General features: G+C 55.0%; 11 protein-coding genes. 5 read left to right on the top strand and 6 right to left on the bottom strand.

The window, feature by feature from the left end; translation table 11 throughout:
- Positions 1 to 71 precede the first annotated feature (71 nt).
- Positions 72 to 1,508: an ammonia-forming nitrite reductase cytochrome c552 subunit gene (gene nrfA, locus QQZ17_RS08800; RefSeq protein ID WP_152401465.1), complete on the bottom strand. Its 1,437-nt coding sequence runs from the start codon at positions 1,506 to 1,508 to the stop codon at positions 72 to 74.
- Positions 1,509 to 1,940: 432 nt separating this feature from the next.
- On the opposite strand from nrfA, the gene acs reads away from it, so the two are divergent.
- The 4 genes from acs (at position 1,941) to QQZ17_RS08780 (ending at position 6,838) form a co-directional block, all read left to right on the top strand.
- Positions 1,941 to 3,899, top strand: coding sequence for an acetate--CoA ligase (gene acs / locus QQZ17_RS08795; protein WP_152401464.1), 1,959 nt, complete (start codon positions 1,941 to 1,943; stop codon positions 3,897 to 3,899).
- Positions 3,900 to 4,139: 240 nt separating this feature from the next.
- A complete protein-coding gene (locus QQZ17_RS08790) occupies positions 4,140 to 4,454 on the top strand; it encodes a DUF485 domain-containing protein (protein WP_042321140.1) in 315 nt (104 codons plus the stop codon).
- Entirely contained in the window at positions 4,451 to 6,100 is a 1,650-nt protein-coding gene (gene actP, locus QQZ17_RS08785) for a cation/acetate symporter ActP (RefSeq protein WP_152401462.1), read from the top strand. Before QQZ17_RS08790 ends, actP begins: the two co-directional genes overlap by 4 nt.
- A gap of 195 nt (positions 6,101 to 6,295) precedes the next feature.
- On the top strand, positions 6,296 to 6,838 hold the full coding sequence (locus QQZ17_RS08780; RefSeq protein WP_152401461.1) for a YbjP/YqhG family protein: 543 nt from the start codon (positions 6,296 to 6,298) through the stop codon (positions 6,836 to 6,838).
- Positions 6,839 to 6,917: 79 nt separating this feature from the next.
- On the opposite strand, the gene QQZ17_RS08775 is transcribed toward QQZ17_RS08780, so the two are convergent.
- Together QQZ17_RS08775 and QQZ17_RS08770 are read right to left on the bottom strand one after the other, a co-directional pair.
- Positions 6,918 to 7,607 carry an LrgB family protein gene (locus QQZ17_RS08775; RefSeq protein ID WP_152401459.1) on the bottom strand — a complete coding sequence of 230 codons (690 nt, stop codon included), beginning with the start codon at positions 7,605 to 7,607 and terminating at the stop codon, positions 6,918 to 6,920.
- Positions 7,600 to 8,010 carry a CidA/LrgA family protein gene (locus QQZ17_RS08770; RefSeq protein ID WP_152401458.1) on the bottom strand — a complete coding sequence of 137 codons (411 nt, stop codon included), beginning with the start codon at positions 8,008 to 8,010 and terminating at the stop codon, positions 7,600 to 7,602. Before QQZ17_RS08770 ends, QQZ17_RS08775 begins: the two co-directional genes overlap by 8 nt.
- Before the next feature lie 103 nt (positions 8,011 to 8,113).
- Here QQZ17_RS08770 and QQZ17_RS08765 point away from each other — a divergent pair, with 103 nt between their 5' ends.
- A complete protein-coding gene (locus QQZ17_RS08765; RefSeq protein WP_152401456.1) occupies positions 8,114 to 9,007 on the top strand; it encodes a LysR family transcriptional regulator in 894 nt (297 codons plus the stop codon).
- A 100-nt stretch (positions 9,008 to 9,107) separates the two neighbouring features.
- On the opposite strand, the gene QQZ17_RS08760 is transcribed toward QQZ17_RS08765, so the two are convergent.
- The 3 genes from QQZ17_RS08760 to ghxP form a co-directional block, all read right to left on the bottom strand.
- Positions 9,108 to 9,599 (bottom strand): REP-associated tyrosine transposase, encoded by a 492-nt coding sequence (locus QQZ17_RS08760; RefSeq protein ID WP_152406243.1) that lies wholly within the window; start codon positions 9,597 to 9,599, stop codon positions 9,108 to 9,110.
- 377 nt (positions 9,600 to 9,976) lie between these two features.
- Entirely contained in the window at positions 9,977 to 11,623 is a 1,647-nt protein-coding gene (locus QQZ17_RS08755; RefSeq protein ID WP_152401454.1) for a Na+/H+ antiporter, read from the bottom strand.
- Positions 11,624 to 11,771: 148 nt separating this feature from the next.
- The gene (gene ghxP / locus QQZ17_RS08750; RefSeq protein ID WP_152401452.1) at positions 11,772 to 13,121 is read right to left on the bottom strand and encodes a guanine/hypoxanthine transporter GhxP; all 1,350 of its coding nucleotides are present in this window, start codon (positions 13,119 to 13,121) and stop codon (positions 11,772 to 11,774) included.
- Positions 13,122 to 13,138: the final 17 nt, after the last annotated feature.

Below are 13,138 nucleotides of genomic sequence, written 5' to 3'. Positions count from 1 at the left end.
TACGCTTATCAGGCCTACAAGACTTCCGTAGGCCGGATAAAGCGCTGGCGCTGTCATCCGGCAAATTGAGGTTATTGGCTTAACAAACCGTTTTTACGCGCCTGTTCTTCCCACTGCGGAATCACCGTTTTGATAAAGTCCTGCTTATCGGCGTTAATCTGCTGCATGTTCAGACCAATGGCCGCCTGGGCTTTCTCTTTGGTGGAGATATCTGGTATCGCGATTTCATGGGTGATGCCTTTGGTTGCCAGCAGACGCGCCAGTTTCGTCCGGGCATCGGCGGCTTTGTCCATCGCGATGCCTAACATCCGCAGACCTTCTTCCGGAGCGTGCATATGGATTCCGTGAGAAGCAATGGCCAGATCCCAGCGCCACTGCGCGTGACGGATATCACTCAGAATCGGTTTCATTTCCGCTTCCGTTGCGCCCGCATCCCAGGCCGCTTTCGCTTCGAAGTGAGCACGCACCAGTTGATCTTCAACCTTGATTTTCAGCCCATTGATCGCCTTCTTACGCTCAGCAACGACATTTTGCAGGGCGGCTTTGTCCTGGGTATGGCAGTTCGCGCAGGTCTGTGGGAAGTTGTCGAACGGGTTACCAATCTTATGATCGGTATAGAGTTTGCCATCGGCGTTCTGCACTTTCGGCATGTGACAGTCGATACAGGTCACATTGTTTTTGCCGTGAATGCCCACGCTCCAGGTTTCATATTCCGGATGCTGCGCTTTCAGCATCGGGGTTTTTGACAGCGAGTTGGTCCAGTCAGCGAAGGTAATGGCGTCATAATATTTCTCCATGTCTTCGACCTTCATGCCGTCATCCCACGGGAACTTAACGGCTTTGTTTTTGCCGTCAAAGTGGTATTCCACATGACACTGCGCGCACACCATCGACTGTTGGTCGAAACGACCGGCTTTATCGAACGGCTTGCCGATGGTCTCCATCGCGCGTTCAGCGTACGGACGAGACAACGTCAGCTCAGGTTTGCCTTTCGCGAAGTCAGGTGACGCCGTGTTGTGGCAATCGCCGCAGCCCAGGTTGTTAACGACTTCCGGACCGCCGCGCGCCCACATACCGTGGAAGTAGCCGTCTTCACCGTCTTTCTGGATAAGACGCGCCACGTCCGGGCTTTTGCAGCTCCAGCAGGCCATCGGTAATGGACCGTCTTCAGCCGTCTTTGGTGCGCCGGTACGTAACGTTTCGCGTACATCGGTCACCGCATAGGCGTGCCCACGCGGTTTGTTGTAATCCCGGGAGAACGGATATCCCGCCCACAAGATCACCAGACGGGGATCTTCCGCTAATGCGTCTTCACGTTTTGATTGCTCTGAGGTGGCTTTCCATGAAAGGTATTGATCGGGGTGCTGAGGGGCGAAGACTTCATTCTTCGCTTCAACGGTAACAGTCTTTGCGGGTTCGGGCGTTTGCTCAGCATAAACCGCAGAAATGAAAAACAGCGGTACGACCAGGCTGAAGAAACGGCGTGCGCGTAGTGTAATCCTTGCCATAGAGGTCTCATCCAGATTGCGCCATTGTGTTCAATGACGGTTCTTTTTTTATTCTATCCATGACGATAACCACACACACCGCCATGACATTGCCCTAATCTAGATGTAACAAAAAACCACACACAAAATGTTGTCTTTAATCAATTGTAAGTGTATGTAAAATACCACTTTAGAGTTAGTCAAGCCGTTTTCTCTCTACTCCTTTCCCCTTTTTCGACCCCGATCGCCTTTCTGGAAAAATTAACATAACCCTCTGTAACGGAAAGATTTTGGCAACTTTTGTTGGTTTCCTTCAAAAAACGTATTGCCGCTAATTTGCACAATTCCCGTATTGCGTGATCTGTCGCGCAAAACCTAAACAAAACTGTCAAAGCCCCTACATTTAACGTTTGTGAGACATATTATTAACATCCTACAAGGAGAACAAAAGCCATGAGCCAAATTCACAAACACGCTATTCCCGCAAACATTGCGGATCGTTGCCTGATAAATCCGGAGCAGTACGAAGCGAAGTACCAACAATCTATTAACGAACCAGATACCTTCTGGGGCGAGCAGGGAAAAATTCTCGACTGGATCAAGCCGTACCAGAAAGTGAAGAACACCTCTTTCGCGCCGGGCAATGTGTCCATTAAATGGTACGAAGACGGTACGCTGAACCTGGCGGCAAACTGTCTCGACCGTCACCTGCAGGAAAATGGCGATCGTACCGCCATCCTCTGGGAAGGCGATGACGCCTCGCAGAGCAAACAGATTAGCTATCGCGAACTGCATCGTGATGTCTGTCGTTTCGCCAACACGCTGCAGGATCTGGGCATTAAAAAAGGCGATGTGGTTGCTATCTATATGCCGATGGTGCCAGAGGCCGCTGTCGCGATGCTGGCCTGCGCCCGCATTGGTGCCGTACATTCAGTAATCTTCGGTGGCTTCTCACCGGAAGCCGTTGCCGGGCGCATCATTGATTCCAGTTCGAAGCTGGTGATCACCGCCGACGAAGGCGTACGTGCCGGTCGCAGCATTCCGCTGAAGAAAAATGTCGACGATGCGCTGAAAAACCCGAACGTAAAAACCATCGAACATGTGGTTGTCCTCAAGCGCACCGGCGGCAACATTGAGTGGCAGGAAGGTCGCGACCTGTGGTGGAGCGACCTGATTGATAAGGCCAGCGCCGAGCATCAGCCTGCGGAAATGAATGCCGAAGATCCGTTGTTCATCCTCTATACCTCTGGCTCCACCGGTAAACCGAAGGGCGTGCTGCACACCACCGGCGGCTATCTGGTGTATGCCGCAACCACCTTTAAGTATGTATTTGACTACCATCCGGGCGATATCTACTGGTGTACCGCCGACGTGGGTTGGGTCACCGGACACAGCTACCTGCTGTATGGCCCACTGGCCTGCGGCGCCACCACGCTGATGTTTGAAGGGGTGCCAAACTGGCCAACTCCGGCGCGTATGAGCCAGGTGGTGGATAAGCATAAGGTTAACATTCTCTATACCGCGCCGACGGCGATCCGCGCCCTGATGGCGGAAGGCGATAAGGCGATTGAGGGCACTGACCGCTCATCGCTGCGCATTCTGGGTTCGGTTGGCGAGCCCATCAACCCGGAAGCATGGGAGTGGTACTGGAAGAAGATCGGTAATGAAAAATGCCCGGTGGTGGATACCTGGTGGCAGACCGAAACCGGTGGCTTCATGATCACCCCGCTGCCCGGCGCGACCGAACTGAAAGCCGGTTCTGCCACGCGTCCGTTCTTCGGCGTGCAACCGGCGCTGGTGGATAACGAAGGTCATCCGCAAGAAGGGGCCGCCGAAGGCAACCTGGTGATCACCGACTCCTGGCCGGGACAGGCGCGTACGCTGTTTGGCGATCACGAACGCTTTGAGCAAACCTACTTCTCAACCTTTAAAAACATGTACTTCAGCGGCGATGGCGCTCGTCGTGACGAAGACGGTTACTACTGGATCACCGGTCGCGTTGATGACGTACTGAACGTCTCCGGTCACCGTCTTGGCACGGCGGAAATTGAATCCGCGCTGGTCGCACATCCGAAGATCGCCGAAGCGGCGGTGGTCGGCATCCCGCACAACATCAAGGGACAGGCGATTTATGCCTATGTGACGCTGAATCACGGCGAAGAACCGTCCCCTGAGCTGTACGCCGAAGTGCGCAACTGGGTACGTAAAGAGATTGGCCCGCTGGCGACGCCAGACGTGCTGCACTGGACCGACTCACTGCCGAAAACCCGCTCCGGCAAAATCATGCGCCGCATATTGCGCAAGATCGCGGCGGGCGATACCAGCAATCTGGGCGATACCTCGACCCTCGCCGATCCTGGCGTGGTAGAGAAACTGCTCGAAGAGAAGCAGGCCATCGCGATGCCATCATAACCACCACCGTGAAATGCCCGATGGCGCAAAAGCTTATCGGGCCTACAGGTTCAGCAACCTTTGTAGGCCCGATAAGGCGTTAGCCGCCATCGGCAAAATAAACAATACCCCCTACCCTTTCTCTACATGAGAGAGGGAAATGATAAAACCTCCCCAAAGGATTTCGCGTTGCAGGACTACGACAGCAGTCAGGTCTTGCCTGCGGCGTGAAAGACGAAGGGAACCTCTGGAGACTCTGTGATGAATGACACCATTTATCAGCGGATAGAAGACAATGCGCGTTTCAGGGAGTTAGTTGAAAAAAGGCAACGGTTTGCCACGATACTGTCGATCATCATGCTGGTGGTCTATATCAGCTTTATTCTACTGATTGCCTTTGCGCCTGGCTGGCTGGGAACCCCGCTTCACGAGGGAACCAGCGTCACCCGGGGTATTCCGATTGGCGTGGGGGTGATTCTGATCTCCTTCGTTCTGACCGGCATCTATATCTGGCGGGCGAACGGCGAATTCGACCGTCTGAACAATGCAGTACTGCGCGAGGTTAACGCATCATGAAGAGAGTCCTGACGGCGCTTGCCGCCACACTACCCTTCGCGGCCAACGCGGCGGATGCCATTAGCGGTGCGGTACAACGCCAGCCGACCAACTGGCAGGCGATTATCATGTTCCTGATTTTCGTCGTATTTACACTGGGTATTACGTATTGGGCTTCTAAACGCGTACGTTCGCGTAGCGATTACTATACGGCGGGCGGGAATATCACCGGCTTCCAGAACGGACTGGCGATTGCCGGCGATTACATGTCGGCAGCGTCGTTCCTCGGGATCTCGGCACTGGTGTTTACTTCCGGCTATGACGGGTTGATCTACTCGCTGGGCTTCCTCGTGGGCTGGCCGATCATTCTGTTTCTGATCGCCGAACGTCTGCGTAACCTCGGTCGCTATACCTTTGCCGATGTGGCCTCCTATCGCCTGAAGCAAGGCCCGATCCGTATTCTGTCGGCCTGTGGTTCGCTGGTGGTCGTTGCCCTTTATCTGATTGCCCAGATGGTCGGCGCGGGCAAACTGATTGAACTGCTGTTCGGTCTGAACTACCACATCGCGGTGGTGCTGGTCGGCGTGCTGATGATGATGTACGTGCTGTTCGGCGGCATGCTGGCAACCACGTGGGTGCAGATCATCAAAGCCGTGCTGCTGCTGTTCGGCGCCAGCTTTATGGCCTTTATGGTGATGAAGCACGTGGGCTTTAGCTTCAATAACCTGTTCACCGAAGCGATGGCGGTGCACCCGAAAGGTTCTGCGATTATGAGTCCGGGCGGGCTGGTGAAAGACCCGATCTCTGCGCTCTCACTGGGGCTCGGCCTGATGTTTGGTACGGCGGGTTTGCCACACATCCTGATGCGTTTCTTCACGGTCAGCGATGCCCGCGAAGCGCGTAAGAGCGTGTTCTATGCCACCGGCTTTATGGGTTACTTCTACATCCTGACCTTCATCATCGGTTTTGGCGCCATTATGCTGGTCGGTGCGAATCCGGCGTATAAAGATGCGGCGGGCGCGCTGATTGGCGGGAACAACATGGCGGCGGTACACCTGGCGAATGCGGTGGGCGGCAACCTGTTCCTCGGCTTTATTTCAGCGGTGGCGTTCGCCACTATTCTGGCGGTCGTCGCCGGTCTGACGCTGGCGGGCGCCTCTGCGGTCTCTCACGATCTGTACGCGAACGTGTTCCGCAAAGGTGCGACCGAACGTGACGAGTTGCGGGTGTCGAAAATCACCGTGCTGGTGCTGGGCGTCATCGCCATTATTCTTGGCGTGCTGTTCGAGAATCAGAACATCGCTTTCATGGTAGGTCTGGCGTTTGCTATCGCCGCGAGCTGTAACTTCCCGATCATCCTGCTTTCCATGTACTGGTCGAAACTGACCACGCGTGGCGCAATGCTGGGCGGCTGGTTAGGCCTGTTGACTGCCGTGGTGTTGATGGTGCTTGGCCCTACCATTTGGGTACAAATCCTCGGCCACGAAAAGGCTATCTTCCCGTATGAATACCCGGCGCTGTTCTCCATTACCGTGGCATTCCTTGGGATCTGGTTCTTCTCTGCCACCGATAACTCGGCAGAAGGGAATCGCGAACGCGAGCAGTTCCGTGCTCAGTTCATCCGTTCCCAGACGGGCTTCGGGGTCGAGCAAGGCCGCGCCCACTAATCAACATTATCCCCTTCATATCTGGAGGGGATATTTCAATGGCTGACCCGGCGTTAATCACCCTTCTTAAATTCATCCACATTCCCTCTGCGTTAACACCTTCCATACTTTTCATCTATGGCATTTTATGCAAAAAATTCATTTTAAATCAGTGGATTATTTGTGGTTTTCACCGAACTAAAAACGGAAATCAGTATGGAATGGAATATCAATACAGCGGTCGATCATGCCACAATGCGCACACTATTACTGATATCACTCCTGCTGATGAGTTGCATCACTCATGCACAGACACCTGAAGCAACCGTCAGAGATTTCTATCATTTTTACCTGACAGATTTTGTCTCTGATAATCAAGAAAATCCGTTGAATTCCGCCAAAATGCAGCAATACGTCGCGAAAGAGACGCTGACCAGGCTTAAAGCCATTCAGGATATCAAGGAACAAGAGATCGTAGACGCGGACTATTTCACCTACTGCCAGGATTATGCTGCCGAATGGATATCCGCTCTCGACGTCGGAACGGCCAGGGATGATGCGGGAGGTAAAGTGCTGGATGTCTGGTTGGGTATTGAGGATGGTAAAAAACGCAAACTTCGCGACTATTTGCGCCAGGAAGACGGCAACTGGAAAATCTACCGGGTGGTAGATGTTTCCAACGGGTTTGAGCAAAACATCTTTGACGATAACGCGATTAGCGCGGCCAGAGCACAGGCCGCCACATTGTCCCAACATTAGCGATTCATGATCATGAATTGTACGGGAAGAAAAAGTGGAGACTGACTCTCTGTCGGGTAGCGCTTCGCTACCCGATTTATCAGAACATCAGCTTCGCTACCAGCGGCGCAACCAGTACCATCACCACACCGGAAAGCATCATCACCAGACTGGCGACCACGCCCTCCTGCTGGCCAAGCTCATACGAGCGCGCCGTCCCTGCCCCGTGCGAAGCCGCGCCAAATCCCGCACCTTTCGCCATCCCTTCACGAATCGACAGACGCAAAAACAGCGCATCGCCGACCGCCATGCCAAATACGCCGGTCACCACCACGAACAGCGCCACTAAATCTGGCTGCCCACCCAGCGGTTCAGCCGCCGCCAGGGCAAACGGCGTGGTCACCGAACGCACCGCCAGGCTGCGTTGAATTTCGTCCGGCAGGGTAAATAAACGTGCCAGCCAGACTGAACTGGTCACCGCGACCACCGTTGCCGTTACCACGCCTGCGGTAAGCGACATCCAGTGACGTTTGATAATGGCAAAATTGTCGTAAACCGGCACAGCAAAGGCGATCGTTGCCGGACCAAGCAGCCACAGCAACCAGTGTGATTCACCGATGTAGCTTTGCCAGGAGATATGACCAAATACCAGCATCAGCACCAGCAGCGCGGGCGTGAGTACCAGCGGCATCAGCGGCAGCTTACGAAAACGACGGTACAGGCGTTTATTGGCGAAATAGATAATCAACGTGATCGCCAGACAAAGCACGCTGAGCTGGAGATTAGTCACGGTTTACCCTGCTTATTTCATAACGATAGACTTTATCCACTACCCACGCCGTTGCACCAAGCACCATTAGCGTGCTGATCGCAATGACCGAAAAAATCCGCCAGCCGTCCACCAGTAGCTGATGGGCATAGTTCACTACCGCCACCACCGCCGGAACAAAGAACAGCAGCATCTCCGCCAGCAGCCAGCGCGCCCCGGCGCGAACCCAGCGCAATGGAAGGATGCGACAAACAATCAGCGCCAGCATCAGCATCATCCCCACCAGATTGGCCGGTAGCGGCAGATGCAGCCAGGAAACCAGATATTGCGCAACGATAAACAAACCTGCATACAGCAGTACCTGAACCGGAACCTGGAGTCGTTGCATAACGGCAGGCGTAACGCGGCTTATCGCCACAGCCATGAGGGAACATCCTGAAAAATAATACGGAACGCCAGTATAGAGAGACCCCGTCGATGACTGAAATGAATTAAAATCATTACAGGCATAGTCGGAAGGAATACTCATGGATATCAGAACGCTGCGTTATTTTGTTGAAGTGGTACGCCAACAGAGCTTCACCCGCGCAGCGGAGAAGCTCTTTGTCACCCAACCGACCATCAGTAAGATGCTGAAAAACCTGGAAGATGAGCTGAGCTGTACGCTGCTGATCCGCGATGGTCGCAAACTGTTGCTCACCGACACCGGTCGCGTCGTGTTCGAACGCGGGCTGGCGATTCTGGCCGAGTTTCGCCAACTGGAAGCCGAACTGGGCGACATCAACCACCTTAATAAAGGACTGCTGCGTCTCGGCATCCCGCCGATGGTTGGCATGCTGATGGCCGGACCGATCGGCTTGTTTCGCCAGCGCTACCCCGGCGTGGAGCTTAAGGTTTCTGAGTTTGGCGGCCTGACGGTGCAGCAGGCGGTGATGAACGGGGAACTGGATGTCGCGATGACCGCGCTCCCCGTGGAGGAAGGGAGCGGTCTGGCGACGTTACCGGTATTCAGCCATCCTCTTTGCGTACTGGTGCCGCGCTCCGGTCAGTGGACCACCTGCCAGTCCGTGTCGCCGGAAGCGCTGGCCGAGCATCCACTGCTGATCTACAACGAGGATTTCGCCCTGAGCCGCCAACTGATGCAACTGTTTAGTGAGCATGAGGTGAAGCCGCGTATCGCGGTGCGCAGCGGTCAGTGGGACTTTCTTGCGGCAATGGTGCAGGCAGGCGTGGGGATCGCCATTTTGCCGGAGCCTATTTGCGAACGGCTGGATAAGAATACGCTGCGCTGGATCCCGCTGGAAAGTGAGTTACGCTGGCAGCTAGGGATGATTTGGCGCGAAGGGGTGTATCTCTCACACAGCGCCAAAGCCTGGCTGTCCTGTTGTGAAGGGTTTTGGTTAACCTCGGCTGACCGATAAACATCGTACCGCCGGATGACGGCTAACGCCTTATCCGGCCTACAACATGCACGAACCGTAGGCCTGATAAGCGCAGCGCCATCAGGCATCAGGCTAACGCCTACACTCGTTCACCCGCCTGTAACGATGCCATGCTACTTGCCCACTTCTGAGGGTATAAACCTCGCTTCACATCGCGGTGAAACGTAGAGTACGGCCAATTTTTTACCTGCGTTACCCAACCATGTTTAACGGGATTGATATAAATATAATCAACATGTCTTTGGTAATCATGCTGGTCCCGTATAGTGTGTTCCCAGAAACGGGGCTGCCAGACCTGCCGTAACGCCAGCGACTTTGAAAAAGTCTTTTTAATAGCCCGCCAACGTGCTGAAAAATCATACTCGTTTTCAGGCAACGTCCAGATACAGTGCATATGCTTGGGCAGAACGACCCAGGCATCGATTTGAAAAGGTTTGTTTCTTTTAACCATCCAAATGGCATTTCTCAGCGCTGCGATCTGTTTTATTAAAAGATGACTTCTGCGATTACGCAGGTTAACGGTAAAAAACCACGTTCCACCGTTGATGTAGTTGCGCCGATAATCAGACATATTTCCTCCTTTTTCGCAAAAATAGGCGGGGACGAGGGAGGTGGCAAGCGTGACTGACTTATTCAGGAATACAACTCGCAAACTAAATTGCCGGATGACGGCTGGCGCCTTATCCGGCCTGCAACATGCACGAACCGTAGGCCTGATAAGCGCAGCGCCATCAGGCAACACGACAAATATGTGCAGACAGACCAACGCCGGATGACGGCTGGCGCCTTATCCGGCCTACAACATGCACGAACCGTAGGCCTGATAAGCGCAGCGCCATCAGGCAACACGACAAATATCGCCGGATGACGGCTAACGCCTTATCCGGCCTGCAACATGCACGAACCGTAGGCCTGATAAGCGCAGCGCCATCAGGCAACACGACGGTTTTACTGATTTTCGATCAGCAACGCTTCCAGCAGGTCGAGATCGTGCAGTAATTTTTGCAGGGTTTCATTGCTGATTTCGCGGGTGGCGCGCAGATGATACAACTCCGCCCGCTCTGATCGCAGCGCCGCGAGGCGGAAGCGGCGTTCCAGGTTCTCTTCCTGGAGCGAACTCTCGACATCGTTACGCCCGTCAGCACGACGACGCAGGTTACCGATGACGCGGGAGCTCACTTCGGTCAGGAGCTGATTATCGATATTCTCCTCAGTATCCGCCGCCAGACGCTCTTCCATTTTCTGGATAGCGACAATCGCCACTTCCGCCGTCGCCGCACGAGCAATCCGTTCCTCTTTCAACTGCTGAGAATGATCGGCCACTTCCAGATGTTGCAGCAGAATCGGCAGCATCACTACGCCGACAAACAGCGAGAACAGAATCACCCCAGCGGCGAGGAAGACCAGTTCGTAGCGCGCCGGGAAGACGTTGCCATCCGGCAGCAGCAGCGGGATAGACAGGACACCCGCCAGGGTGATGGCCCCGCGAACCCCCGCAAAGGAGGCAATCAGCAACTCACGCGTGGACCAGGAGCCAAACTCCATCGGCTTCTTGTGCAGAAAACGCACGCTGAATTTTTTCATCGTCCACAGCCAGCCGAAACGCACCAGCATCAGCGCCGCATAAATCAGCACGATGTCGGTAAACAGCATCCAGGTTTCAACGTTCGGGTCGGCTTCTGCCGCCACCAGAGAGGACTCCAGAATGCCCGGCAACTGCAGGCCCAACAGCAGGAACACCATGCCGTTAAAAACAAACTCCAGCATTGCCCAGGTGCTGTTGGCGCGCAGACGCATCGCCAGCGGCGCACGGCGCATCACGCCCGCACGGGTGATGGTCATCCCCGCCGCGACGGCGGCCAGGATGCCCGACACGCCGATATGTTCGGCAATCAAATAAGAAGCAAACGGCAGCAGGAACAGCAGGACGATCTGCGTGGCGGGTTCGTCACCGCCCCAGCGGCTGAGGAACCCGAGCGAGCGACCGTACAGCCAGCTCACCACAAACCCTGCCAGGATACCGCCGATCGCGACTTTGAAGAATTCCACGGTCGCACCGCCGATGGTAAAAATCATCGTCCCCATCGCCACGGCAACGGCAAATTTCAACGCGACCAGGCCGGAGGCGTCGTTCATCAGCGCCTCGCCCTGCAGAATGCCCATGATTTTCTTCGGTATACGGCCTTCGCCGACAATACCGGAAAGGGCCACCGCATCGGTGGGTGACAGCACGGCGGCCAGCGCAAAGGCGGGTATCAGCGGAATACCCGGCACCACCCAGTAAATCAGGAACCCTATCCCGACCACCGTGACGACGACCAGCGCCAGCGCGAGGCCAAATATCTCTCGCCCATGTTCAAGAAATTCTCGCGTTGGCGTCTTCCAGCCATCGGCAAACAGCAGCGGCGGGATAAACAGAACCAGAAACAGTTCGGGGTCAAACTCGACGTGCAGACCAAACGTGGGCCACGCCAACAGCGCGCCGATCGCAATCTGCATGAGGGGTAAGGGGAGCTGGAAGGGCAATACGCGCGTAAATACCCCGGACAGAGAGACCACAAGGGTCATGATGAGTATTGTGAAGAAGATTTCCATGCGTTCCCTGTTTGCGATGTTTCTTATGTGTTTGAGAGGCGTCGTGCCTTGATTTTACCTTTTTCAGAGTATCGCAAAAGACAACAAGTGTGTGCTGAAAATAAAAATGGGCGGCAAAAGCCACCCATTTTCGGAGTACATTTCGTAATCAGATGGCCCAGCCGCCGGCATAGAACGCCACCAGCGCCACGGCAATCACCACGGTGCCGATGTTCAGCTTGCGCCACTCACCCGAAACCACACGGCCAATCACCAGCGTGGCAAAACCAATCATAATACCGGTCACGATGTTACAGGTCAGTACGATGAATACGGCTGTCACCAGACCCGCCATTGCATCAACAAAGTCAGCAAAATCGATTTTCGCCACGTTGCTCAACATCAGCAGACCGACGTACATCAGCGCAGGCGCCGTTGCATACACCGGAACGAGATAAGAGAGCGGAGAGAGGAACAGGATCAGCAGGAACAGTACGCCAACGGTGATGGCGGTCAGACCGGTTTTACCGCCCGCTGCCGTACCAGCCGCTGACTCGATATAGACCGCTGCCGGCGCCGCGCCCACCAGACCGGAGAACACGCTGCTCAGGGAGTCGGTGGTCAGCGCTTTACCGCCGTCGATGATCTGTCCGTCTTTATCCAACAGATTCGCCTGACCCGCCACGGCGCGGATGGTGCCAGTGGCATCAAACACGGCGGTCATCACCAGCGCCAGGACGCTTGGCAGTACAACCGGGTTCAGCGCGCCCATGATATCCAGGCTGCCAATCAGCGATTTGCCGTTTTCATCGCTCAGCGACGGCATGGCGAAAATGCCGGAGAATTTCACGGCCGGATCGAAAAGCAGGCCGACGATAGAAATGCCGATAATCGTCAGCAGAATCCCCCCCGGCACTTTCAGTTTCTCCAGACCGATAATCACCGCCAGACCAACCAGCGACATAATCACCGGGAAGGTCGCGAAATGACCGAGGGCTACCGGCAGACCGTCCAGCGGGTTCTTGATGACCAGACCTACGCCGTTCGCCGCGATCAGCAGTAAAAACAGGCCGATACCGATGCCGGTGCCGTGCGCGATGCCCTGCGGTAAATTGCGCAGGATCCAGCTACGGATCCCGGTCGCGGAGATAATGGTAAACAGCACACCCATCAGGAATACCGCGCCCAACGCGACCGGAACGCTAATCTGCTGGCCCAGTACCAGGCTGAACGCCGTGAAAGCGGTCAACGAGATGGCGCAACCAATCGCCAGAGGCAGGTTTGCCCACAGCCCCATGACGATAGAACCCAAACCAGCCACCAGACAGGTCGCAACGAACACCGCTGCGGGCGGAAATCCGGCTTTGCCCAGCATGCCAGGCACGACGATAACGGAGTACACCATCGCCAGAAACGTTGTTAAACCTGCCACCACTTCCTGACGGACAGTGCTTCCACGTTGTGAAATTTTAAACCAGGCGTCAAGCGAACCGCCGGTACGCGCTGAAGGCGTAGACATAGAAAACATCCCCTGAG

It is taken from the genome of Citrobacter sp. T1.2D-1 (genome assembly GCF_950098555.1).
GTDB classification, from domain to species: Bacteria; Pseudomonadota; Gammaproteobacteria; order Enterobacterales; family Enterobacteriaceae; genus Citrobacter_A; species Citrobacter_A telavivensis.
This window is presented reverse-complemented; position numbering and strand designations above follow the sequence as displayed.